This window comes from Actinomycetospora chlora, from assembly GCF_039542135.1.
Taxonomy (GTDB): Bacteria; Actinomycetota; Actinomycetes; order Mycobacteriales; family Pseudonocardiaceae; genus Actinomycetospora; species Actinomycetospora chlora.
Genome location: NZ_BAABHO010000041.1, coordinates 1 through 23408, shown reverse-complemented (window position 1 = coordinate 23408; position 23408 = coordinate 1). Strand labels below are relative to the sequence as shown.

The following is a 23408-nucleotide window of genomic DNA, read 5'->3' as shown; positions in this document are numbered from 1 at the left end:
GCCGAAGCCGGGCTGGAGCAGGGGAAGCAACGTGATCCGACACACGGTTTAATCAGCCAGATAGCGACTTGTTACTGTCCCGTGACCGAAAGGTTGGTCTTCCTAGCGCTCCCCACTACGACGGACGGCCCAGTCCCCCTCGAAAGGACGTGGCCATGCCCGCTCATCGCACCGCGCCCGCGCCACCCCGTGCCCTCACCCCGCAGGGCATGAAGCGCCGCCGCTTCCTCGGCTACCTCATCGCCGCGCCGACCCTCGCGGTCGGCGCGAAGCTGGTGTCCGACCCCTTCCTCGAGGCCGAGGCGCTGCCCTCGCCCGTGCCCGAGGTCTCGGAGGTCTACGACCTCTCCGACCTGCTGCTCGACTCCACGCGGCCGACGGCGAACCTCATCACCGTCGTGCTCAACGAGGACGGCACCGTCTCGTTCACCCTCCCCCGCGCCGAGAGCGGCCAGGGCATCACGACCACCGCGGCGATGCTCATCGCCGAGGAGATGGGCGTCGACGTCTCCGACGTCCACGTGACCCTCGCCGACGCGCGCCCGGAGCTGCTGTTCAACCAGCAGACCCAGGGATCGGCGTCCGTCATCTCGATCTACACGCCGGTCCGGGTCGCGGCGGCGCTGGCCCGCGGGCGCCTCGTCGAGGCCGCGGCCACCGTGCTCGGCGACGAGGCCGAGAACCTGCGCACCACCGGCGGGCGCGTGCTGTCCACGACGGGCTCGAGCATCCCGTTCGCGGAGCTGGCGACCCGCGCCGCGAACTCGGTGACCCGGGAGGCGGTGACCGAGCTCAAGCCCGTCGACGAGTTCCGCGTCATCGGCACCGCGCAGCGCCGCGACGACGTCCTCGCCGCGGTCACCGGCCGCAAGAAGTACACGATGGACCTCGACGTCCCCGACGCGCTGCCGACGATGATCGCCCGCCCGCCGACGATCAAGGGCACCGTGCAGGCGATCAACAACCGCGCGCAGGTGCGGGCCATGCCGGGCGTGACCGACGTCGTCGAGATCTCGACCGACGCCGAGCCGGGCCGGGGCACCACCTCGTCCGCCGTGGCGGTCCGCGCCCGGACCTTCGGGCAGTGCATCGACGCGGTGAACGCCCTGGACATCTCCTGGGGCCGCGGCAACGTCGACGGCGAGTCGGACGCGTCGATCCTGCAGCAGCTGCGGGCCGCGCCGGCGCCCGCGAACCTGCCGTCCCCCACGCCGCTCGACGAGGTCGGCGGGCAGGTCCCGCTGGCGACCGAGGTCGTCACCCGGCCGCTGGACGCCGCCGGGGCGACCGAGTCGATCGACCACGAGTTCGTCTTCTACTGGCGCAGCAACGCCGCGATGGAGCCCAACGTCGCCATCGCCGACGTGCGCGACGGCGAGGCCGAGATCTGGACGCCCAGCCAGATCCCGATCAGCACCCAGACCCAGCTGTCCCAGGTGCTGGGCATCCCGCAGAGCCGTGTGACGGTCCACGTGCCGCGCGGCGGCGGGGCGTTCGGCCGGCGCCTGTTCAGCGACGCGGCCCTCGACGCGGCGCGGGTGTCGAAGGAGATCGGCAAGCCGGTGCGGCTCATGTGGCACCGGGCCGACGAGTGCCGGGCCGGGCGCGTCCACCCGATGTGCATCTCGCGGGTGCGGGCGACCTACACGGCCGACCAGGTCGTCGCCTTCGAGCAGCGTCACACCAGCGTCGCCACCGACTACACCGAGGCCTTCGGCGACATGATCACGTCGCAGGCCGCCAAGCTGCCGTTCGCCAACGAGCTGACGCTCTCGCAGACGGTCTTCCTACTCACCGCGAGCGTCCCGTACGACCTCGGCGCGGTCACCCTCGGCTACAACGAGATCTTCGACTTCGACCGGTTCGCCACCGGCAGCGTCCGCAACCTCAACAACCAGGACTTCCGCCCGGCGCAGGAGCTCGTCGTCGACCAGCTCGCCGAGCGCCTCGGCGAGGACCCCCTGGAGTTCCGGCTGGACCGCCTCGAGGACGAGCGCGCCCAGGGCGTGCTGGAGAAGGTCCGCGACGAGGGTGGGTGGGGCCGCGACCTGCCCGAGGGCGTCGCCCAGGGCGTCGTGGTGCACAACGAGTACAAGGGCTCGGTGGCGGTGCTCGCCGAGGTCGACACCCGCCCGGCGACGCGGAACCGCGAGATCCGGGGCGCCACCACCGGCCCGCGCGTCCGCAAGGTCACGGTGGCCGTCGACGTCGGCCTGCCCATCAACCCCCTCGGCCTCAAGGCGCAGATGGAGGGCGGGGTGATGACCGGCATCGCGCACGTGTTCACCGGCTCGCTGCACCTTCGCGACGGCAACTACCTCGAGGGCAGCTGGGACGACTACCGCTACACCCGGCACTGGAACGCGCCGACCGAGATCAACGTGATCGTCATGCCCCCGAGCGGCGACCGCCCCGGGGGCGCCGGCGAGCTCGCGGTCGGCGCGGCCACCGCGGCCGTGGCCTGCGCCTACGCCCGGGCCACCGGCGAGATGCCGACCAGCTTCCCGATCGGCCACACGAAGGACGTCCCGTTCCGGGTCAAGCCGTTCGAGCCGCCGCTGCCCCCGTCCCCCACCGACGGCCTCACCGCGTACCCGACGCCGTCGGCCGCCGGCCCCGCCTTCGACCCCGCGAGCTGAGGAGCCCCATGCCTCCCCACACCTTCAAGGTCAACGGCCGGCAGGTCACCGTGGACGTCGAGGACGACGTGCGGCTGCTCTGGGTGCTGCGCGACCTGCTCGACATCACCGGCCCGAAGTACGGCTGCGGCATCAACGTCTGCAAGGCGTGCACCAGCCACATCAACGGGCGCGCGTTCAACCCGTGCTCGGTGCCGGTGGGCGAGATCCGCCCCACCGACGAGATCACGACGATCGAGGGCCTGCCCGACACCGTCGGCGCCGACCTGCACCCGATGCAGCAGGCGTGGATCGACCGCGACGTGCCGCAGTGCGGCTACTGCCAGCCCGGCCAGATCATGGCCGCCGTCGACCTGGTGAAGAAGGCCGGCGCCGAGGGCCGCACGGTCACCGACGACGACATCGACGAGATCCGCAACATGTGCGCCTGCGGCACCTACGCCCGCATCCGCCGGGCCATCAAGCAGGGCGCCGCGAACATGTGAGCCCCGCTCCCCCTCAGCACACCCCACCGGAAGGAACCGTCGTGACCGGAGCACTGAGCCCGTCCCACTGGGTGATCATCCTCGTCGTCCTGCTGCTGCTGTTCGGCGCGAAGCGCCTGCCCGACGCCGCCCGCGGCATCGGCCGCTCGCTGCGCATCTTCAAGGCCGAGACCGCCGCCCTCTCCGAGGACGCCGCCCCGGCGGTCCCCGCGGCGACCCCCGCCGCCAACCCCGTCGACCCTCCGGCGAGGTCCACGAACGGGTCGACCGCCGCGCCCCGTGCGTGACCGGGTGCGCCGGCTGCGGTGGTGGCCCGGCCGTCGCCGTGACCCCGAGGCCACGATGTCGGCGCTCGACCACCTCCTGGAGCTGCGCCGCCGGCTCGCCTGGGCCCTGCTCGCCGTCGGGGCCGGGACGGTGGCGGCCTTCGTCTGGTACGAGCACGGCCTCCCCGGCGTGCCGAGCCTGGGGTCGCTGCTCCTCGAGCCGTACTGCTCGCTGCCCGCGTCCGCGCGGGCCGGGCTGAACGGCACCGACTGCCGCCTGCTCGCGACCGGCCCGTTCGACCAGTTCCTCCTGCGGGTGAAGGTGGCGCTGACCGCCGGGGTGGTCCTCTCCGCCCCGGGCTGGCTGGGCCAGCTCTGGCTCTTCGTCACCCCGGGCCTGCGGCGTCCCGAGCGCCGGGGCGCGGCCGCGTTCATCGGCACGGCGTCGGTGCTCTTCGCCGGCGGTGCCGTGGTGGCCTACCTCGTCGTCGCGCAGGCGCTGGGGTTCCTGCTCGCCGTCGGCAACTCGGTGCAGACCACCGCGCTGCGCGGCGACGAGTACTTCTCGCTGGTCCTGTCGCTGATGGTCGTCTTCGGCGTGGGCTTCCTGACGCCGCTGGTGGTGGTCGCGCTCAACCGCCTCGGCGTCGTCTCCTACCGGCGGCTCGCGCGCTGGCGCCGCGGCATCGTCTTCGGCGCGTTCCTGTTCGCCGGTGTCGCCACACCGGGCGGCGACCCGATCTCGATGGCGGTGCTCGGCGCCGCCCTCTGCGTGCTCCTCGAGGCGGCCATCCAGGTCTGCCGGCTCCACGACCGCCGCCGGGCGCGGCGGGACCCGGGCTGGGAGGACCTCGACGACGACGAGGCCTCGCCCGCCCCGGCCCCCGCCCCGGCCCCCACCGAGACGGGGAGGAGCTGAGCGGTGTTCGGACTGGGCATGGGTGAGGTGGTCCTGCTCGCCCTCGTCGGTTTCTTCGTGATCGGCCCCGAGCGCCTGCCCGGAGCCATCCGCTCCGCGGCCCGGGCGGTCACCCGGGCCAAGGAGCACGCGGCGTCGCTGCGCGAGCAGATGGACACCGCCGCGGACCTCGCCGAGGTCCGGGCGCAGCTCGCGGAGCTGCGCGAACCGCTGGCCGAGATCCGGTCGGCGGACGCGCGCCGCATGGTGCGCGACGCCCTGCGCGAGGGGCCGCGCCCGCGCGCCTGACCGGTCAGCGGGGCGGTCGCCAGAGGGCGCCCTCGATCGCCTCCGGGCGGTCCGGGGGCGCCTTCGGCAGGCCGCGGATCCCGTCGAGGTGCTCGGCGAGGGCCAGCGCGGAGAACGCCGCGTCGAAGCCGTCCTCGGTGGCGACGACGGCGTCGAGCACGGCCGGCGGGATGCGACGATCGCGCGACGCGACGGCGTGGCGCGCGCTCGCGGACCGCTTCACCACCGGGCCGGTGTGCACGCGCGGGTAGACCTCGAGCACGGTCGCCGCGCCCGCGCCGTCGAACGGCCAGACCGCGAGCCCGGCCCGGCGCAGCCGGGCGAGGTGGGGCATCCCGCGCAGCGAGCCGGTGCCGACCGCCCCCGCGCCCCCGATCTGGAACGTCGAGGACGGCGTCAGGCCGTCGGCGCGGGCGGCCTCCTCGGTGGCGCGGAAGCCGGGACGCGCCGGGTCGTGCGGCGGGCGCGGCCGGGGCCCACGACCCCAGAACGGCGGCCGGCACTCGCGCAGCCACCGCTCGCCCTCGCGGGCGACGAGGTCCCACAGCGCGTCGACGTCGGCGCACCCGTGCTCGCGGGCGAACCACGCCGGCAGGCCGAAGGAGAAGTCGAGCCCGGCGACGAGCGGGCCGGCCGCCGCGCGCTCGAGCAGGAGATCGGTGACGCCGTCGCGGTCGCGGCCGGCCTCGACCGCGAGCAGCCGGCCGGGCTCGGCACGGGCGACACGGATGCGCCGGTGGGCGGCCCGGGCGTCGCCGGACCAGTCCACCGCGAGCACCTCCACCGCGCCACCTCCCGTTCCCGCTCGACCCGCGGCGCCGACCGCTCGTCGCGCGATGCCCACCGCTCGCCCCGCTCAACCGACCGCCACGCTTTCCGGTGGCCCTTCGTCGCACCGATTGCCGGGCGTTCCGCCGCGGGGTTGAGTCCTCGCCGACCGTTGATCGCAACCAGCGCTGCGACGAACGGTCGCGCTCACTCACCCCATCGGCAGGAGTGCCTCCATGTTCCGTCGCGCCTCCGGGTCCCTCACCCCGTCCGCCGCCCTGTCGGCCGCCGCCCTCACCGCGATGGGGCTGCTCGCCGCGGCCCCGCTCGCGCAGGCCGCGCCGGCGCCGGCCGACCCCACCCCGACCGACGACCCGGCCGTCGGCGTCTCGCTGCTCGACGACCTCACCGTGCTGCCCGTCCAGGCGTGCGGCGTCGACGCCGGCGTCCCGATCCTGTCCGACATCCTCGACCCGACCGACGCGGCCCCGGACGCGACCTGCACCGTGGTCGACCACGGCGCCGGCGCGGGCGACACCGGCGGCTGAGCGGTCGCGCGGGCGGGACGTGCGCGTCCCGCCCGCCTCAGCCCACCAGCACCTGGCTCGGCGTCGACGCGGTGACCGCGGGGATGCGCAGGCGCACCGCCGTGCCGACGCCCGGGCGGGTGTCGACGTGGACGTCGCACTGCGACCCGAACGCCGCCTGCAACCGGCGGGACACCTCGGCGATGCCGCCGTGGCGCCGGTCGACCTGGGAGGCCGCGCGCGTCGCCTCGGGTCCCATCCCGGCGCCGTCGTCGGACACCGTGATCACGCAGTCGGACCCGGACCCCGCGGCGAAGACGCTCACCGCGCCGCCCCCCGGCACCGGCTCGATGCCGTGGCGCACGGCGTTCTCCACGAGCGGCGCCACGACGAACGGCGGCACCAGCACGCCCCGGACCTCCGGCGCCACCGCGACCTCGCAGCGCAGGCGCTGCCCGAAGCGGGCCTGCTCGAGGGTCAGGTAGCGCTCGGCGTTGAGGAGCTCGTCGCCGACCGTGGTGAGCTCGCCGCCCGAGCGGAACGAGTAGCGCGTGAAGTCGGCGAACTCGGTGAGCAGCTCGCGGGCGCGGCCGGGATCGGTGCGGACGTACGACGCGATGGCGGTGAGGGTGTTGTGCACGAAGTGCGCCGAGAACCGCGACCGCAGCGCCGACTCGACGTCCTCGGCCGACGGCGCCGCCACGACCTCGGCGACCTCGGCGACCGCGGCGACGTCGGCCGTCGGCCGGACCGCGGGCGTGGCCGGCCCGTCGGTGACCTCGAGGTCGTCCAGGTCGAGGTCGGCGTCGACCACCGGCGCCGACAGCACCGGGGCGGCCACGGTCGCGGGGTGGGCCGCGCGCAGGCCCTGCCACACGGGGCGCTCGAGCAGGCCCGTGGCCGTCCACCGGCGGTGCTCGACCTGGCCCACGAGGCGCGGCACCAGCCAGTGCGCCCCGCCGGCGTCCTCGGGCAGCGCCGCGGCGAAGGGGCTCGCGGGACGCTCGAGCGGCGCGAGCACGTCCTCGAGCTCGCGGCGTGCCGCGGTCGTCACCCCGGTGACCACGCGCCCCGAGTAGCGCAGCCCCGCCTCGCCGGGCACGCCGACGAGCAGCGCCCCTACCGTGTCCGGACGGCCGCGCGCCGGGACCCAGCCGCCGACGACGACCTCCTGCGTGCGGCGCACGGGCGTCTCGATCCAGCTCCGCGAGCGGCGGCCGACCTGGTAGGTGGACTCCAGCCGCTTGGCGACCACGCCGTCGAGCCCGTAGCGCCGCGCGGTGCCCACCACGGCGTCGGCGTCGACCCCGGAGAAGAACGGCGGGATGACCACGCGGCTGCCCGAGAAGTCGAGCTCGGCGAGCAGCTCGCGGCGCTGGCGGTAGGGCAGCCGCCGCGTCGAGGTGCCCGCGACCTCGAGGACGTCGAAGACGTAGTAGGACACCGGCACCTGCGCCTGGAGGACCTCCGAGGGGTGGGCCACGCGATGGCGCCGGCGCAGCTTGCCCGCGCTCGGGCGCCCCACGCCGTCGAGCGCGACGACGACGCCGTCGAGCACGAGGCCCGGCGCGGTGGTCCACGGCCGTGCGCCGAGCTCGGGGAAGTGCGACGTGACGTCCCGGCCGGTGTCGGTGACCAGGCGCAGGCCGTCCTCGTCGGCGTGGGCCAGGCAGCGCAGTCCGTCCCAGAGGAACTCGAAGGCCCAGCCGGCGCCGCGCGGCACGTCGCCGCTGCTGGCCAGCATGGGGCGGCCGGGCGCGGCCTCGCCCGTGGGACCGGCCGTGGCGGCGGCACGCGTGTATCCGGGCTCGCCGCGCAGGGACGCCACCCGCGTCATCGGCGACACCTCCCCGCCCGCTCCACCCCGTGCCCGGCGTGGTGATCGCCGGCAGGTGTCCACGGTATCCGCGGCCCCCGACGGTGGCAGCCGTCTCGCGAACGCGACGCGCGCGGAGTGCGACCGGGGACCAGTGTGCAGCGACGAACGGTGCAACGGCCCGTGGCGGGCGGGGGACGCCGCCGGGGCCGGGGTCAGGCCACCGTCAGCCCCACCGCGACGACCGTCGACGGGCGGGCCGGCGCCGGCCCGCTCGGCTCCACCGAGACGGCGTACCCGCGGGGTCCGGGCACGCCGGGGCCGGCGGGTGCCACGGACTCGAGCGGGCGGGTGAGGCCGTCGTCGGGGTCGACCACCGCGACGGCGACCGGCGCGTTGCCGGGCAGCCCGGTGGCCCACACCACGTAGTCGTTCGCGCCGCCCGCGGGCGGCAGGTCCAGCGCGACCAGCCGGATCGGGGCCGCGGCGTCGCTCGGGTCGAGCACGACCGCGGCCGGGTCCCCGGCCTGGTCGCGCAGGATCGCCGAGCGCAGGCCGGGGTCGCGCGAGCGGGCGTCGTCCACCACCTGGTCGGCGCGCTGCGCCAGGGCGACCGCCGGGGTGTCGGGCGGCGTCGCCTGCGTGGGCAGCACCCCCCGGGCGACGATCAGTCCGATCCCCAGCACCACGGCGGCGAGCAGCCCGCCCGCCGCCGCGACGAGACGGCGCCGCGGGGGCGTCGCCGGGTGCGCCGGGGCTGACGCCGCCGGGTCGTCGCGGGCCTCGGTGCCGGGCGACGCGAGCGCCAGGCGCACCGGCGTTCCGGGCTCGGCCTCGGCCGCGGCGAGCAGACGGTCGCGCAGTGCCGGCGGCGGGTCGACCTGCGGGACCGCGGCCCCGAGGTTCGCGACGACCGCGGTGGCGTCGGCGAGGGCGCGGCGGCAGGCGGCGCAGTGCGGCAGGTGCGCGGTGAACGCGCGGTCCTCGTCGGGCTCGAGGGCGGAGAACGCGTGGCCGACGGCGTCGCCACGCCGCGGACACCCGCTCACGCGAGGTCCCCGAGCACGTCCGCGGCGGAGGGGCCGAGCACCGGGCCGAGCAGGACGCGCAGGCGCGCGACCCCGGCGAACATCCGCGATTTGACGGTGCCGATCGGCACGCCGGTCAGGCTCGCGACCTCGCGCTGCGAGTAGCCGCCGTAGTACGCCAGCCCGAGGGCCGTGCGCTGCTCGGTGGGCAGCCGGCGCAGGGCGGAGCGCACCTGCTCGCCGAGCACGGCACCGAGCGCCTGCCGCGCCGCGGACGGGCCGGCGGCGGCCCAGCCGGCCAGGCCCTCGTCGGGCTCGCTCGTCGTCGGGTGGTGGCGCCGGCGGGTCGCCTCGCGCCGCACGGCGTCGACGGCCTTGTGGTGCACGAGCGTCATCAGCCAGCTCGCGACCGTGCCGCGCGCGGCGTCGAAGCGGGCGGGGTCGCGCCACAGCGCGAGGAAGACCTCCTGGACGACGTCCTCCGCGAGACCGTCGTCGGCGCAGATGCGGCGCGCGAGCGAGTACGCCGGGCGCCCGTAGCGCTGGTAGAGGGCATCGAGCGCCGCCGGCTCCCCGCGGCCCAACCGCTCCAGCAGCGCCGCGTCGGCCGCGGCGTCGCCGGCGAGGGGGGTCGTCACGGCCCGTCTCGCGGTGTCCGCGTGCGGGACGTCCACCGGCACGGACGCCATCGGCATGGCCACGCGGCCACCTCCTCGTCGGGTTCCCGGGCACCGTTCGCCCGGGGGTCGCCGACGGTTCGGCCGAAGAGCGGAACGACGTCCGTCAGGGTCGTCCGGTGGCCAGCAGCTCCGCCTCGAGGTCGTCGCGGGCCGCCTCGAGCGCACGCAGCCGCCGGCCGCGGGCGGGGACGCGGTCGTCGGCGAGCAGCGCGGCGATCTCCGCCTCGACCGCCCGCAACCGCTCCCGGGCCGCCGCGTGGGCGACCACCCGCTCGGCCTCCCGGGCGACCTCGCGGCCCGCCGGGCCGCCGAACGCGTCACGCCACCGCCGCCCGAGTCCCATGCCGTCTACTAGACCGGTTCAAAGACTCGCTCCGCAAGAGGCGTCGAGGCCCTGCCCGCGATCGTTTGAACCGGTTCACACCCCCACGCCCTCCCGGCCGCCCGCCACGTCGGGAGAGGATCGGGGGCGTGGAGACCGACGGGCGCCCGGCCGGGCGGGTCACGCTCGCGACGGTGGCGGGCGCGCTCGGCGTCTCGCGGGCGACGGTGTCCAACGCCTACAACCACCCCGAGCGGCTCAGCCCCCGGCTGCGCGACCAGGTGCTCGCCACCGCCCGCGAGCTGGGCTACGCCGGGCCGCACCCGCTCGCGGCGACGCTCTCGCGCGGCCGCGTGAACGCCCTCGGCCTGGTCTACGAGGACCCGATGTCGTTCGCGTTCTCCGACCCGGCGGCCGTGCTGTTCCTGCAGGGCGTCAGCGAGGTGTGCGAGCGCGAGGACCTGGCCCTGGTGCTCATCAGCGGCGGGCCCAACAGCGCCGTCGCGCGCGTCGCCCTGGTCGACGCGGTGATCTGCTACTGCGACGTGCCGATCGAGGGCAGCCTCGCGGCGATCGTCGACCGGGGCCTGCCGTTCGTGGTGGTCGACGGACCGCGGCTGCCGGGCGCGGGGCACGTCGGCATCGACGACCGCCGGGGCGCCGCCGCGGCCGCCCGTCACCTGCTCGACCTCGGCCACACCCACCTCGGGGTCCTGGCCATGCCGCTGGTCGACGACGCGTGGGAGGGCACCGCCGACCTCGACCGCCAGGACCGGGCCCGCTACCGGGCGAGCCGCGAGCGCCTGCTCGGTTACCGCGAGGCGGTGGAGGCCGCGGGGCTGCGGTGGTCGGCGGTGCCGGTCGAGGAGCGCTCGCCGTACGGCCGCGACGCGGGCCGGCGGGCCGCCGCGGCCCTGCTCGCCCGCCGTCCGCGCCCGACGGCGCTGCTCGCGATGAGCGACGAGCTCGCCCTCGGGGCGATGGCCGCAGCCACCGACGCTGGGCTCGCGGTGCCGGGCGACGTCTCGGTCGTCGGGTTCGACGACGTCCCGGCCGCCGCCGACGCGCACCCGGCCCTGACCACCGTGCGCCAGCCGCACCGGGAGAAGGGCCGTCGCGCGGCCGCGCTGCTGCTGCGTCCCGACCCCGGACGTGACGAGCACCGGCTGCCCGTCGAGCTCGTCGTGCGGGACTCGTCGGGCCCGCCACCCTGGCGCTGACGGCCGTCGGCACCCCTCCGATCGGGCAGCCCGGGACCGTCCGCGCGGACCCCGCGCGGCGGCCGACGCGCAGGTACGGTCCGGTGAACCGGGTCACGCGCGGAGAGGTGCTCATGGCTGGACAGTGGTTCGAGTCGGTCGCGGAGGCGCAGCGGCGTGCCCGCCGGGCGCTGCCGAAGTCGGTGTACGGCGCGCTGGTCGCCGGCAGCGAGGCGGGCGCGACGCTCGAGGACAACGTCAACGCCTTCCGCGAGCTGCAGTTCCTGCCGCACGTGTGCGACCTGCCCTTCGAGAAGGACCTCACCACGACGGTGATGGGCCAGGAGATCTCGATGCCGGTGATCGTCTCGCCCACGGGCGTCCAGGCGGTCAACCCGGAGGGCGAGGTCGCCGTGGCCCGCGCGGCGAAGAACGCCGGCACCGCGATGGGGCTCTCGTCGTTCGCGAGCCGGTCGATCGAGGACGTCGTCGAGGCCAACGACAAGACGTTCTTCCAGATGTACTGGGTGGGCGACCGCGACACCCTCGCCGCCCGCGCCGAGCGCGCGAAGAAGGCCGGCGCCAAGGGCCTGATCGTCACCCTGGACTGGTCGTTCTCCCACGGGCGCGACTGGGGCAGCCCGGCCATCCCGGAGAAGATGGACTGGAAGACGATCCTCAAGTACGTCCCCGAGGGCGCCTCCCGTCCGAAGTGGGGCCTCGCGTTCCTGCGCTCGGGCAAGATCCCCGACCTGACGGTGCCGAACATCCCGACCCAGGGCGAGGACGCGCCGACGTTCTTCGGCGCGTACGGCCAGTGGATGTTCACCCAGCCGCCGACGTGGGCGGACGTGGCGTGGCTGCGTGAGCAGTGGGACGGCCCGTTCTGCGTCAAGGGCATCACCCGCATCGACGACGCCAAGCGGGCGGTCGACGCGGGCGCCACGGCGATCCAGGTCTCCAACCACGGCGGCAACAACCTCGACTCCACCCCCGCCCCGATCCGGGTGCTGCCCGGCATCGTCGAGGCGGTCGGCCGCGAGGTCGAGGTGATCATGGACGGCGGCGTGCGCCGCGGCAGCGACGTCGTCAAGGCCCTCGCGCTCGGCGCCCGGGCCGTCGCCATCGGCCGCGCCTACCTGTGGGGCCTCGCCGCCGCGGGCCAGCCCGGCGTCGAGAACGTCTTCGAGATCCTGCGCAGCGGCATCGGCTCGGGGCTCATGGGGCTGGGGAAGACGTCGGTGCACGACCTCGTGCCCGAGGACCTCATCATCCCGCCGAACTTCACCCGCCAGGCCGTCCACTGACGCGCCGTCATCGGCCGAACTGCCGATGACACGACCCGGCGGCGACGGGTGCACTCGTCGGGAGACCGGGTCGGACGGCAGCGGAGGCGGACGATGGCGACAGGGGCTCTCTGGCACGAGAAGTACATGTGGTGGGACACCCGGCACGCGGGCGTCTTCATCCCGGCCGGCGGGTGGATCGAGCCCGACGAGCACGTGGAGAACCCGCGGACCAAGCGGCGGCTGAAGAACCTGCTCGACGCCTGCGGGCTCTCCGAGCAGCTGCACTGGCTCACGCCGCGCCCGGCGACGGTCGACGAGCTGTGCCGGGTGCACGACCGTGCCTACGTCGAGCGCATGAAGGCGCTCTCGGACGACGACGGCGGCGACGCCGGTGAGCTGACCCCGTTCGGACCGGGCGGCTTCGAGATCGCGGCGCTCGGCGCGGGCGGGGCGATCGTGGCCGCCGAGGCCGTGCGCGACCGGGTGGTCGACAACGCCTACGCGATCATCCGGCCGCCCGGGCACCACGCCGAGCGCGACCGCGGGCGCGGGTTCTGCATGTTCGGCAACGCGGCGATCGCCGCCCGACACCTGCGGGCCGGGGGCCTGTCCCGGATCGCGATCGTCGACTGGGACGTCCACCACGGCAACGGCACCCAGCAGGCGTTCTGGGATGACCCGTCGGTGCTGACCGTCTCGCTGCACCAGGACCGCTACTACCCGCACGAGACCGGCGCCGCCGAGGAGCGCGGCGAGGGCGCCGGGCACGGGAGCAACATCAACATCCCCCTCCCGCCCGGGGCGGGCACGGGCGCCTACGAGTACGCGTTCGACCGGGTCGTCGTGCCCGCGCTCGAGCGCTTCCGTCCCGAGTTCGTGGTCGTGACCTCGGGCTTCGACTCCAGCGCGCTCGACCCGCTGGGCCGCCAGATGCTGCACAGCGAGGGCTACCGGCGCCTGACCCGGCGGATGCTCGACGTCGCGGGCTCGGTCGCCGGCGGGCGGCTGCTCGGCCTGCACGAGGGCGGCTACTCGCCGGGCTACGTCCCGTTCTGCGGGCTCGCCGTGTACGAGGAGCTCAGCGGCATCCGCACCGAGGTGGAGGACCCGTTCCTCGACTTCCTCGCGGCCATGGGCGGGCAGGAGCTGGCCGAGCACCAGAAGACGCTGATCGACGGGCTGGCCGCGTTCGTCGACGACGTGCCCGCGGCCTGACCGGCCCGTCAGCGGCCCCTCGGCGGCCCCGGGGACGACGAACGCCCGAGCCCCCGCGGGGCTCGGGCGTTCGGGCGGTAGCGGTGGGATTCGAACCCACGGTGGGCAGAACCCACACGCGCTTTCGAGGCGCGCTCCTTTGGCCGCTCGGACACGCTACCGCCGACCAGGCTACGGGACGGTCCCCTCGCGACGGCGACCGGGCCAGGCGTCGAGCAGGAGCGCCGCGCACTCCTGCTCGCGCACCCCGCCGAGCACCTCGGGGCGGTGGTTGAGCCGCCGGTCGCGCACCACGTCCCACAGCGAGCCGACCGCTCCGGTGCGCGGCTCCCAGGCCCCGAACACGATCCGGTCGACCCGCGCGAGCACCGCCGCGCCGGCGCACATCGTGCACGGCTCGAGGGTCACGACGAGCGTGCAACCGCCCAACCGCCACCCGTCGCCGTGGTGCCGGGCGGCCTCGCGCAGGGCCAGGATCTCGGCGTGCGCGGTGGGGTCGCCGGTGGCCTCGCGCGCGTTCGCGGCGGCCGCGAGCTCCCGCCCGTCGGCGTCGACCACGACGGCCCCGACCGGGATGTCGTCGCCCGAGGTCCGGGCGACCTCGAGGGCCCGCCCGATCAGCTGGTCAGGCCCCAGCGGTCTCCACGACCTTCGCCAGCTCGTCGGCGAACCCGCAGCGGCGGGCGATCGCGGTGAGCTGCTCGTCCGGGTAGAGGTCGATCTCCTCGACGAGCACGGCCAGCTCGTCGGAGGGCACGCCGAGGTCGGCGAGCATCGACAGGTCGCCCTCGGGCCACGGGTCGTCGTCGGCCTCGTCCTCGTCGGGCACCTCGAGGCGCAGCAGGTCGAGCACGTCGGCGGCGACGTCGTAGTCGAGCGCGGCGACGGCGTCCGAGAGCAGCAGCGAGACCCCGCCGGGCGTCGGGCGCACGAGGACGAAGAACTCGTCGTCGACGTCCAGCAGGCCCAGCACGGCACCCGTCGAACGGAGCCCGCGCAGTGCGCTGATCGCCGCATCGAGATCGGCCAGGCTGTCGCGGTCCATCGCGACGGCGCGCCAGCGACCCTCCTCGCGGGTCACGGCCACCGCCCACCCGTCGAGGGGCGCGACGGTGCCCGCGCCGCCGCGTGTCGCGGTGGAGCCTCCGGGGCCCTGGCCTGCCATGGCACTACGGTAGGTGCGGGTGTGCCTGCGTGGAAGTCCGGCGAGGTCACGGGCGCCCGACGGTCGTCCTCGCACTGCCTCCGGGCGTCGCGCGGGCCGCCGGAGGGTGAACGCGGGGGTCCGCGCACGCCGCGGCCACACGACAGGGGTGCCAGGATCGGACGGGTGAGCGCTCCGGAGCGGCGAGCGGGCGGGCGCCGGGCGGCGCACCGCGCCCCCGAACGCGCACTCCTGGCCGAGGCCCGCGCCCTCCAGCCGCGCACGCTCGCGCTGCGCCGCGTGCTGCACCGCCACCCCGAGATCGGGCTCGACCTGCCCGTCACCCAGGCCGCGGTCCTCTCCGCGCTGCACGAGCTGCCGCTCGAGGTGAGCACCGGGCGCGGGTGCAGCTCGGTCGTCGCGGTCCTGCGCGGCGCCCGTCCGGGCCCGGCGGTGCTCGTCCGGGCGGACATGGACGCGCTGCCCCTGGCGGAGGAGTCGGGTCTGCCGTTCGCCTCCGAGGTGGCGGGCGCGATGCACGCCTGCGGGCACGACCTGCACACCGCGATGCTCGCCTCGTCGGCCCGGCTGCTCGCCGGCCGCCGCGACCGTCTGGCCGGCACGGTGGTGTTCATGTTCCAGCCCGGCGAGGAGGCCCACCACGGGGCCCGGGAGATGCTCGCCGAAGGGCTGCTGGACACCGACGGGCCGGGCGGCACGCCCGAGTCGGCGATGGCCCTGCACGTCACCTCGCGCCTGGGGGCGGGCACGCTGCAGACCCGGCCCGACTCGATCATGGCGTCGTCCGACGACCTCCACGTCACCGTCACCGGCCGCGGCGGGCACGCCTCGGCGCCCCACGACGCGCTCGACCCGGTACCGGCGGCCGCCGCGATGGTCGGCGCCCTGCACACGATGATCACCCGGCGGGTCAGCGCATTCGACCCCGCGGTGCTCACCGTGGCGCACATCAGCGCCGGGACGACCACCAACGTCATCCCCGAGACCGCCGTGCTCGAGGGCACGGTGCGCACGCTCTCGGAGGAGACGCGCGCGCTGCTGCTCACCGAGATCGAGCAGGTGTGCCGCGGCGTCGCGAGCGCCTACGGGTGCGAGTGCGAGGTCGCGATCGAGGCGGGCTACCCCGTGACGGTCAACGACCCCGAGGTGGCCGAGCGCGTCGCCGACGTCGGGCGCTCGGTGCTCGGCTCGCGCTTCGTCGAGCCGATGCCCGACCCGATCATGGGCTCGGAGGACTTCTCGTACGTCCTCGGGCGCGTGCCCGGCGCGCTGGCGTTCCTCGGCGCCTGCCCCGCCGACGTCGACCCGACGGAGGCGCCGCCCAACCACTCCAACCGCGTCGTGTTCGACGAGGACGCGATGGTCGCGGGCGTCGCCCTGTACTCGGGGTACGTCCTGGAGGCCCTGCGGTCGGGCTGAACGTCCGCCGACGTGCCCGTTCGGGCGAAGGGTCCTCACGCTTCCGGGTCGTCCTAGGGTCGGGCGCGTGGATTCCGCAGGTGCCGTCCTCGCTGCCGCGCAGCACCGCCCGGTGTGCGTCATCGGTCTCGGCCTCATCGGCGGCTCGCTGCTGCGCGCGGCCGCCGACGCCGGGCGCGACGCCTGGGGCGCCTCGGCCTCGACGACCACCGCCGAGAAGGCCGCGGCCGACGGCTACGACGTCGCGACATCCGTCGACGAGGCGCTCGCCCGGGCCGCCACCGAGGACGCCCTCGTGGTCCTGGCGGTGCCGCTGACCGCGCTGGAGGACGTCCTCGCGGCGGTCGCCCGCGAGGCGCCCGGGTGCCGGCTCACCGACGTCACGAGCGTCAAGGGCCCGGTCGCCGACGCCGTCGCCCGCCGCGCGCCCGCCACCCGCTTCGTCGGCGGCCACCCGATGACGGGCACCGAGCTCTCCGGCTGGGACGCGGGCTCGCTGCAGCTGTTCCACGAGAAGGTCTGGGTGGTCGCCACCGAGGACGACGCCGACCTCGAGGTCTGGGTGGACGTCGCCGCGCTCGCGCTGGCGGTGGGGGCCGTCGTCGTGCCGGCGGCCGTCGACGAGCACGACCTGGCCGTCGCCCGGATCTCCCACCTGCCGCACCTGTTCGCCGCGGTCCTGGCGTCCGTCGGCGCCGACGGCGGCGAGCTGGCCCTCGCCCTGGCCGCGGGCTCGTTCACCGACGGCACGCGCGTCGCCGCGACCCGCCCCGAGCTCACGGCCGCGATGACCGAGGGCAACCGCACGGCGCTGCTCTCCTCGCTCGACGACGCGCTGGGCCGCCTCGGCGCCGCCCGCGGCTCCCTGGCCTCCACCGGCGGCCTGCTGGCGACGCTCACCGCCGGCCACGAGGGCCGCACCGCCCTCGACGAGGCCCGCCGGGCCCGCCGCGAGGTGCGCATCGACCTCGAGGGCACGCCCGGTGAGTTCCTCGAGGGCATGCGCGAGCTCGGCCGCACCGGCGGGCGCGTGATCGGCTGGACCGCCGAGGCGCTCGACGCCGCCGACGAGGCGGTGGGCGTCGAGGCCTGATGGGGGTCGACCGTCGAGCCCGGGCCTCAGGCCGGGCGTGACCGGTCGAGCGGCGGCGCGCAGCCCTCGACCAGGGCGTCGAGCGGCAGGCCCAGCTCCCCGGCCAGCGCGGCGACGGTGAAGAACGCCGGCGTCGGCACCCGGCCGGACTCGATCTTGCGCAGGGTCTCGACCGGCATCCCCACCGCGGCCGCGACCGCGGTCATCGAGCGGTCCCCGCGCGCCTCGCGCAGCACCTCGCCGAGGCGGCGGCCCCGGTCGCGCTCCTCGGACGTCAGCGGCACGCGCACCATGCGCGTGATAGTAATACCGGGATAGTTATCCCGAACCATGGAGCGGTGCCGTGATCGAGATCAAGACCCCCGCCGAGATCGAGCTGATGCGCGAGGCCGGTCGGGTCACCGCCGCCGCGCTCGCCGCCGCCCGGGACGCGGCGCAGGTCGGGGTCCGCCTCGACGAGCTCGACGCCGTCGCCGCCGCGGTGATCGCCGACGCCGGCGCCGAGCCCCTGTTCCTGCACTACCGGCCGGGCGGCGCGCCCTACCCCTACCCGGGCGTGACCTGCATCAGCGTCGACGACGCCGTCGTGCACGGCATCCCCGGGCCGTACCGGCTCGGCCCCGGCGACCTCGTCTCGGTCGACTGCGGCGCCCGCGTCCGCGGCTGGAGCGGCGACGCGGCGATCACGTTCACCGTCGGCGAGCACCCCGAGCCCGCGGTCGCGCGCGCCGACCGGGCCCTCGTCGCCACCACCCGGGCCGCCCTCGACGCCGGCATCGCCGCCGCGACGCCCGGCGCCCGGCTCGGCGACGTCGCCCATGCCATCGGCCGGGTCGCCCGCGAGGCCGGCTACGGGCTGATGGCCGACCACGGCGGCCACGGCATCGGCCGCGAGATGCACGAGGCGCCGCACGTCCCGAACGAGGGCCGCCCCGGTCGGGGGATGCGCCTGCGGCCCGGGATCGTCCTGGCGCTGGAGCCCATGCTCATCACCGGCGGCACCGACGCCTACGTCACCGACCCCGACGGCTGGACGCTGCGCACCGCCGACGGCTCGCGGGCCGCCCACATCGAGCACACGGTCGCCGTCACCGAGCACGGCCCCGACGTGCTGACCCGCCTCGCCGTCGCCGCGCCGGCCTGAGGTTGGCCCTAGAACAGCGTGTCGTGCTGCGGCGTCCGCTCCCGGCGGGCGTGCCGGGGACGCCGCGGCGGGGCACCGGCGGCCGTCACCGCCGAGGACACCGGGGGCACCGGGGCCGCCGGGGGCGCGCCAGCCGACCGCCGCGCGTCGACACGGACCCAGTCGCCCCCGGACTCGCCCGCGCGGTACGGCGTGCCGCGGCGCTTGGCCACCACCCCGGACAGCCGCTGGGCGACGACGCCGGCGAGCAGGGCGGGCCCGTCGTCGTAGGCCGGGGAGACCTGGATGCGCGTGGAGCGCGAGAGGTCGAGCCGCGCGAGCGTCGCGCGGCGCTCCTCGAGGGGCCGCGGGTCGAGCGGGACCCCGTAGAGGCGCATGACGTCGTAGACCATGAACACCGCGGGCCGCTCGCGGGCCAGCGCCCGGGCCTTCCCGGCGTCGGACACCGCCAGCCGCTCGCCGAGGGCGTCGGCCGACGGGCTGCCGCCGTCGAGCATCACGGCCTCGCCGTCGAGCAGGCCGTCGGCGACGGCGTCGACCAGGCCCGCGAACTCGGGGAACCGCGCCGTGACGTCCTCGCCGTCGGCGGTCCAGAGCGTGAGCACCCCCTGGTCGACGTCGGCGAGCAGGCGCACGCCCGCCCAGTCGACCTCGTAGCTCCACGCACCCTCGACCGGCAGGTCGCCGGGGACGGGGAGCATCGGACGCACCGGCCCATCGTGCCCCCGCCCACCGACAGGGCCGGGGACCGGGGTTCGGCGCGTCGGCCGCCGTGGCGACTGGGACGACTGGGGCTCCTGCGGCATGCTGGTGTCGACGCAACGACCTGAAGGACGACCTGAGAGGGGCCGACGATGCGCGCGATCTGGACCGGCGCGGTGTCCTTCGGGCTCGTGAACGTGCCGGTGCGGCTCTACGCCGCCACGACGAACCACGACATCCGGTTCCACCAGGTGCACGAGCGCGACGGCGGGCGCATCCGCCAGAAGCGCACGTGCTCGGTCTGCGGTGAGGAGGTGCAGTACTCCGAGATCGCCAAGGGCTACGAGACCGACGACGGCCAGCTGATCATGCTGGACGACGACGACCTGTCGACGCTGCCGGTCGCCACGGGCCACGAGATCGACGTCGTGCAGTTCGTGCCGTCGGACCAGATCGACGCCCTGCTGCTCGACAAGAGCTACTACCTCGAGCCGGAGAACAAGGCGGCCAAGCCCTACGCGCTGCTGCGCGAGGCCCTGCGCGAGACCGACCGCATGGCCGTGGTCAAGGTGGCGCTGCGCCAGCGCGAGACGCTCGCCCTGCTGCGGGTGCGCGACGACGCGATCGTGCTGCAGACGATGCTGTGGCCCGACGAGGTGCGCGAGCCGGACTTCGAGATCCTGCGCACCGAGGTCGAGCTGCGCCCGCAGGAGATGCAGATGGCGTCGTCGCTGGTCGAGAGCCTCTCGGGCGACTTCGAGTCCGACCAGTTCGAGGACTCCTACCGCGAGGCCGTCGCGAACCTCATCGAGTACAAGCGCGAGCACGGCGGCGGGCGCCCGACGCCCGAGGCCGCGCCCGCCGACGAGGGCGACGACATGACCGACCTGCTCACCGCCCTGCGGCGCAGCGTCGAGGCCGCCGGCGGCACGGCCCCGGCCGAGGAGCCGGCCGCGGCGTCCGCCCCCGCGGAGGAGGCCGCGCCGGCGGCCGAGGAGAAGCCGAAGCCCCGCTCGCGCACGAAGAAGACGTCGGAGAAGGCCGAGGAGCAGGCCGCCGAGGAGAAGCCGAAGCGGTCGCGGTCGCGGAAGAAGACCGACGACGACGCCGAGGAGACCGCGCCGAGCAAGGGCCGGCGCAGCAAGAGCGCCTAGTCCAGCCCGGGCTGCTCGGGCACCTCGTAGCCCTGGTCCTCGATCGCGTCGACCAGGGAGCGCACGGTGACTGCGTCGTCGTGCTCCACGTGGACGCTGCGCGCGTCGACGTCGACCTCCACGGTCCGCACGCCGGTGAGCGGGCCGACCGCGCCCTCGATGGCCGACTTGCAGTGGCCGCAGTGGATCTCGGGCACGGACAGGGTGGTGCTGGTCATCGCCAGGCCTCCGTTTCGTCACGGCGGGGTCGGGGGAGCCCCCGGCGTCACCGACACCGTCCTCCACCGAGGGCGGTGCGATACCCCCCGAGGGTACCGTCGACGCGAGGGAGCGCTGCACCACGATGGCCGAGAACGGACAGCTCCAGGGCAGGACGGTCATGTTCCTGGCCGCCAAGGAAGGCACGGAGCAGGTCGAGCTGACCGAGCCGTGGAAGGCGGTCCAGGAGGCCGGCGGCACGCCGGTGCTGGTCTCCGAGACGCCGGGGTCGATCCAGGCGTTCAACCACCTCGACAAGGGCGACCGCTTCGACGTCGACGCCGTCATCACCCAGGTGAAGATCGAGAACTACGACGCCCTCGTGCTGCCGGGCGGCGTGGCCAACCCCGACCTCCTGCGCACGATCCCCGACGTCGTGCAGGTCGTCGGCCAGTTCTTCGCGAACCGCAAGCCGGTCGCCGCGATCTGCCACGCCCCGTGGACGCTCATCGAGGCCGACGTGGTCCGCGGCCGCCGGATGACGTCGTTCCCGAGCATCGCGACCGACCTGCGCAACGCCGGCGCCGAGTGGGTGGACGAGGAGGTCGTCGTCGACCAGGGGCTCGTCACCAGCCGCAACCCCGACGACCTGCCGGCGTTCTGCCGCACGCTGGTCGAGGAGTTCGCGAACGCCCCCACCCCGGCGCACGCGCTGTCCGCCGACGACGCGTGACCCACCGCCGACCGGACCACCGCACGTGGTCCGGTCGGCGTCGTCGCGCGGGCCACACGGACATGGCGACATACTCCCGGCCCATGCGACGACGCTCCGCCCACGCCGTGGCCGCCCTCGGACTCGCGGCGGGCCTCGCGCTCGCGGCGTGCAGCAACGAGCCCCCGGCCGCGCCCGCCGCCTCCCCGGCCCCGCCCGCGAGCCCGGTGCCCACCACCACCGGGCTGCTGGTCCCGGGGGTGCCGACCCAGGGCGTCCGCCCGCCGACCGAGGGGCTCCCGCTGGCCGCCGAGCCGGAGGGCGCGCCGGTCCCCACCACGACGCCGCCGGGCCGGCAGGTCGAGGTCGGGCCCGCGCCCGAGGGCGTCGTCGTCGACCCGGTGACGCGCACCGTCGCCGTCGCCAAGCGCAACCCCAACGAGCTCGTACTGCTCGACGCCGACACCGGCGCGGTCCGCTCCCGTACCCCGCTGCCCGGCTTCGTGCGCCACCTGCAGCTCGCGGGCCCGGGCGGGCCGGTGCTCGTGCCCGTCGAGAGCGCCGACGCGGTCGTCCGCGTCGACCTGCCCGGTGGCACCGCGCAGCCGCCGGTGTTCGTCGGCACCGTGCCGCACGACGCCACCCAGGCACCGAACGGCACGGTGATCGCCGCCGACGAGCTCGGCGGGACGGTGTCGGCGGTGCGGGGCGACCGCGTCGTCACCATGTTCACCGACGCCGTCCAGCCCGCCGGGGTCGCGCCGGTCGGGAACATCGTCGGCATGGTCGACGTCCGCAAGAACACGCTGACCACCTACGACGTGGAGGCGCTGCGGATCCTCGGCGAGGCCCCCGCCGGTGCCGGCCCGACGCACCTCGTCGCGGACCGCCACGGCCGCATGATCGCCACCGACACCCGCGGCAACCAGGTGCTCGTGTTCCAGCCGAACCCGTCGGGCCCGCCCGTGCAGGTCGGGGCGGTCCCGCAGCCCGGCGGGCCCTACGGCATCACGTACGACCCGAACCGTGACCGCCTCTGGGTGGCGTCGTCGGGCACCAACGAGGTCATCGGCTACGACATGACCACCCCGCAGCCGCGCGAGGTCGCCCGGATCGCCACCGTGCAGAACCCCTACACCGTGGGCGTCGACCCCACGACGGGCCGGCTGTTCGTCGCGGGCGTGTCCACCGGTGTCGTGCAGATCGTCGACCCGGAGGCCTGACCTACCCGCCCGTGATGAGGTTCTGCGGGATGTCCTCGTCGTTGCGGATCGCGTCGAAGAACTGTGCGGACTTCTGCTTGTTCCACACCACGCCGCCCGCGACGCTGGTGGACAGGTCGATCGGCACGGTGGTGGTGACCCCGCTGCCGCCCGAGAGCGAACGCATGGCGAAGCCGAGGCTCGCGAGGTTCCAGACGTGGGTGCTGTCGTCCACCGTCAGCGTGCCGATCGCCGAGTCCGCGAACGGGATGATCCGGAACGGGTTGAGCAGCACCGTCGGGCTCGACGCCTCGGAGATCAGCGCGGAGAGGAACTTGCGCTGGTTCTGGATGCGCTGCAGGTCGGCGTTGGGGAACGCGCGGGTGCGCACGAAGCCCAGGGCGTTCGGCCCGTCGAGCTCCTGGCAGCCAGCGGGCAGGTCGATGCCGGCCTTCGGGTCGTCGATCGGCTCGTCGAGGCACATGTTCACCCCGCCGATCGCGTCGACCATCCCCGCGAAGCCCTCGAAGCCGATCTCCGCGTAGTGGTCGATCTCGATGTCCGCGTTCTGCTCGACGGTCTGCACGAGCAGCTGGGGCCCGCCGATCCCGTACGCCGAGTTGAGACGGCCCCGGCCGTGGCCCGGGATGGTGAGGATCGAGTCGCGGGGCAGGCTCGTCAGCGACGTCTGACCGCCGAAGCCGCCGACGTGCACGAGCATCATCGTGTCGGTGCGGCTGCCGTCGACCTCGCCGGTGGAGAGCTGCTGGGCGGCCGCGTCGTCGATGCCGGCGCGGCTGTCCGAGCCGATGATCAGCCAGTTCGTCCCCGAGCTGGCCGAGCCCTCGTACTCGGGGAGCGCGTCGACCCGCGTCATGTGCAGGTCGAGGTAGATCCCGAAGCCGACGACGAACAGCAGCAGCACCGCGAGGACGGCGCCGATGCGCTTGGGCCAGCTCCACCGGCGGCCCCGGCCCGGGCCACGGCCGCCCGGGCCGCCGCGTGACCAGGCCGGGCGCTCGGGCAGGCGCTCGCGCCAGGACGGGCGCGGCGGGGCCTCCTCGCGGACCTCGCGGGCGACGTCGGGGTCGAAGCCGACCTGCGGGTCGCGGTTCCAGTCCGGGGCGCCGACGCGCGTGGGCTGCTGGCGCGGCGCGGCCGTCGCTCCCGGGCCGGCG

At 75.5% G+C, this 23408-nt stretch carries 26 protein-coding genes and 1 tRNA gene; 15 read left to right on the top strand and 12 right to left on the bottom strand.

All coding sequences use genetic code 11. The features are described 5' to 3' along the window. Window positions 1-155 precede the first annotated feature (155 nt). The 5 genes from ABD994_RS22120 to tatB are packed head-to-tail and all read left to right on the top strand — an operon-like array spanning window position 156 to window position 4597. Window positions 156-2639, top strand: a complete 2484-nt coding sequence (locus ABD994_RS22120) for a molybdopterin cofactor-binding domain-containing protein (protein ID WP_345420223.1) — start codon at window positions 156-158, stop codon at window positions 2637-2639. Window positions 2640-2647: 8 nt separating this feature from the next. Then, a complete protein-coding gene (locus ABD994_RS22115) occupies window positions 2648-3124 on the top strand; it encodes a (2Fe-2S)-binding protein (RefSeq protein WP_345420220.1) in 477 nt (158 codons plus the stop codon). A gap of 41 nt (window positions 3125-3165) precedes the next feature. Continuing rightward, entirely contained in the window at window positions 3166-3411 is a 246-nt protein-coding gene (gene tatA / locus ABD994_RS22110) for a Sec-independent protein translocase subunit TatA (RefSeq protein ID WP_345420217.1), read from the top strand. Next, window positions 3404-4309, top strand: a complete 906-nt coding sequence (gene tatC, locus ABD994_RS22105; protein WP_345420214.1) for a twin-arginine translocase subunit TatC — start codon at window positions 3404-3406, stop codon at window positions 4307-4309. Before tatA ends, tatC begins: the two co-directional genes overlap by 8 nt. Before the next feature lie 3 nt (window positions 4310-4312). Then, entirely contained in the window at window positions 4313-4597 is a 285-nt protein-coding gene (gene tatB / locus ABD994_RS22100) for a Sec-independent protein translocase protein TatB (protein WP_345420211.1), read from the top strand. A 4-nt stretch (window positions 4598-4601) separates the two neighbouring features. Here tatB and ABD994_RS22095 read toward each other — a convergent pair whose 3' ends face one another. Continuing rightward, a complete protein-coding gene (locus ABD994_RS22095) occupies window positions 4602-5381 on the bottom strand; it encodes a hypothetical protein (RefSeq protein ID WP_345420208.1) in 780 nt (259 codons plus the stop codon). 220 nt (window positions 5382-5601) lie between these two features. On the opposite strand from ABD994_RS22095, the gene ABD994_RS22090 reads away from it, so the two are divergent. Then, complete coding sequence (locus ABD994_RS22090; protein ID WP_345420205.1) at window positions 5602-5913, top strand: hypothetical protein; 312 nt, start codon at window positions 5602-5604, stop codon at window positions 5911-5913. Between the two features lie 37 nt (window positions 5914-5950). Here ABD994_RS22090 and ABD994_RS22085 read toward each other — a convergent pair whose 3' ends face one another. From ABD994_RS22085 to ABD994_RS22070, 4 genes are all read right to left on the bottom strand, one after another. Further along, on the bottom strand, window positions 5951-7729 hold the full coding sequence (locus ABD994_RS22085) for an ATP-dependent DNA ligase (protein ID WP_345420202.1): 1779 nt from the start codon (window positions 7727-7729) through the stop codon (window positions 5951-5953). Window positions 7730-7923: 194 nt separating this feature from the next. After that, window positions 7924-8757 (bottom strand): anti-sigma factor domain-containing protein, encoded by an 834-nt coding sequence (locus ABD994_RS22080; RefSeq protein ID WP_345420199.1) that lies wholly within the window; start codon window positions 8755-8757, stop codon window positions 7924-7926. Beyond that, a complete protein-coding gene (locus tag ABD994_RS22075; RefSeq protein WP_345420321.1) occupies window positions 8754-9431 on the bottom strand; it encodes an RNA polymerase sigma factor in 678 nt (225 codons plus the stop codon). The genes ABD994_RS22080 and ABD994_RS22075 overlap by 4 nt, the downstream gene beginning before the upstream one ends. Before the next feature lie 88 nt (window positions 9432-9519). Further along, window positions 9520-9759: a hypothetical protein gene (locus ABD994_RS22070; protein ID WP_345420196.1), complete on the bottom strand. Its 240-nt coding sequence runs from the start codon at window positions 9757-9759 to the stop codon at window positions 9520-9522. Window positions 9760-9887: 128 nt separating this feature from the next. Here ABD994_RS22070 and ABD994_RS22065 point away from each other — a divergent pair, with 128 nt between their 5' ends. From ABD994_RS22065 to ABD994_RS22055, 3 genes are all read left to right on the top strand, one after another. After that, window positions 9888-10958: a LacI family DNA-binding transcriptional regulator gene (locus ABD994_RS22065; protein ID WP_345420193.1), complete on the top strand. Its 1071-nt coding sequence runs from the start codon at window positions 9888-9890 to the stop codon at window positions 10956-10958. A gap of 113 nt (window positions 10959-11071) precedes the next feature. Continuing rightward, window positions 11072-12244, top strand: a complete 1173-nt coding sequence (mftD, locus tag ABD994_RS22060) for a pre-mycofactocin synthase MftD (protein ID WP_345420190.1) — start codon at window positions 11072-11074, stop codon at window positions 12242-12244. 93 nt (window positions 12245-12337) lie between these two features. Further along, complete coding sequence (locus ABD994_RS22055; protein ID WP_345420187.1) at window positions 12338-13441, top strand: class II histone deacetylase; 1104 nt, start codon at window positions 12338-12340, stop codon at window positions 13439-13441. Window positions 13442-13516: 75 nt separating this feature from the next. On the opposite strand, the gene ABD994_RS22050 is transcribed toward ABD994_RS22055, so the two are convergent. From ABD994_RS22050 to ABD994_RS22040, 3 genes are all read right to left on the bottom strand, one after another. Next, window positions 13517-13602, bottom strand: a tRNA-Ser gene (locus tag ABD994_RS22050). 10 nt (window positions 13603-13612) lie between these two features. After that, window positions 13613-14059: a nucleoside deaminase gene (locus ABD994_RS22045; RefSeq protein WP_425550101.1), complete on the bottom strand. Its 447-nt coding sequence runs from the start codon at window positions 14057-14059 to the stop codon at window positions 13613-13615. Window positions 14060-14066: 7 nt separating this feature from the next. After that, complete coding sequence (locus ABD994_RS22040; RefSeq protein ID WP_345420184.1) at window positions 14067-14606, bottom strand: tRNA adenosine deaminase-associated protein; 540 nt, start codon at window positions 14604-14606, stop codon at window positions 14067-14069. A gap of 165 nt (window positions 14607-14771) precedes the next feature. Between ABD994_RS22040 and ABD994_RS22035 the strand changes: the two genes are divergently transcribed. Continuing rightward, window positions 14772-16025, top strand: a complete 1254-nt coding sequence (locus ABD994_RS22035; protein ID WP_425550100.1) for a M20 metallopeptidase family protein — start codon at window positions 14772-14774, stop codon at window positions 16023-16025. 67 nt (window positions 16026-16092) lie between these two features. Next, window positions 16093-17118 carry a prephenate dehydrogenase gene (locus ABD994_RS22030; RefSeq protein ID WP_345420181.1) on the top strand — a complete coding sequence of 342 codons (1026 nt, stop codon included), beginning with the start codon at window positions 16093-16095 and terminating at the stop codon, window positions 17116-17118. Between the two features lie 26 nt (window positions 17119-17144). Here ABD994_RS22030 and ABD994_RS22025 read toward each other — a convergent pair whose 3' ends face one another. Continuing rightward, window positions 17145-17411, bottom strand: coding sequence for a helix-turn-helix domain-containing protein (locus ABD994_RS22025; protein WP_345420177.1), 267 nt, complete (start codon window positions 17409-17411; stop codon window positions 17145-17147). A 50-nt stretch (window positions 17412-17461) separates the two neighbouring features. Here ABD994_RS22025 and map point away from each other — a divergent pair, with 50 nt between their 5' ends. Continuing rightward, complete coding sequence (gene map / locus ABD994_RS22020) at window positions 17462-18262, top strand: type I methionyl aminopeptidase (protein WP_345420172.1); 801 nt, start codon at window positions 17462-17464, stop codon at window positions 18260-18262. A gap of 8 nt (window positions 18263-18270) precedes the next feature. Here the strand turns inward: map and ABD994_RS22015 are convergent, their stop codons facing one another. Then, window positions 18271-18963, bottom strand: a complete 693-nt coding sequence (locus tag ABD994_RS22015) for an ATP-dependent DNA ligase (protein WP_345420312.1) — start codon at window positions 18961-18963, stop codon at window positions 18271-18273. Window positions 18964-19116: 153 nt separating this feature from the next. Here ABD994_RS22015 and ku point away from each other — a divergent pair, with 153 nt between their 5' ends. Then, window positions 19117-20118, top strand: coding sequence for a non-homologous end joining protein Ku (gene ku / locus ABD994_RS22010; protein ID WP_345420169.1), 1002 nt, complete (start codon window positions 19117-19119; stop codon window positions 20116-20118). Here ku and ABD994_RS22005 read toward each other — a convergent pair. Further along, the gene (locus ABD994_RS22005; protein WP_345420166.1) at window positions 20115-20336 is read right to left on the bottom strand and encodes a copper ion binding protein; all 222 of its coding nucleotides are present in this window, start codon (window positions 20334-20336) and stop codon (window positions 20115-20117) included. The two genes, ku and ABD994_RS22005, sit on opposite strands and share 4 nt — an antisense overlap. 125 nt (window positions 20337-20461) lie before the next feature. On the opposite strand from ABD994_RS22005, the gene ABD994_RS22000 reads away from it, so the two are divergent. Both ABD994_RS22000 and ABD994_RS21995 read left to right on the top strand, forming a co-directional pair. Then, the gene (locus tag ABD994_RS22000) at window positions 20462-21049 is read left to right on the top strand and encodes a type 1 glutamine amidotransferase domain-containing protein (protein ID WP_345420163.1); all 588 of its coding nucleotides are present in this window, start codon (window positions 20462-20464) and stop codon (window positions 21047-21049) included. An 83-nt stretch (window positions 21050-21132) separates the two neighbouring features. Next, window positions 21133-22251 (top strand): YncE family protein, encoded by a 1119-nt coding sequence (locus tag ABD994_RS21995; RefSeq protein ID WP_345420161.1) that lies wholly within the window; start codon window positions 21133-21135, stop codon window positions 22249-22251. Window position 22252: 1 nt separating this feature from the next. Here the strand turns inward: ABD994_RS21995 and ABD994_RS21990 are convergent. Further along, on the bottom strand, window positions 22253-23408 hold a 1156-nt coding region (locus ABD994_RS21990; RefSeq protein ID WP_345420158.1), incomplete at its 5' end, for an LCP family protein.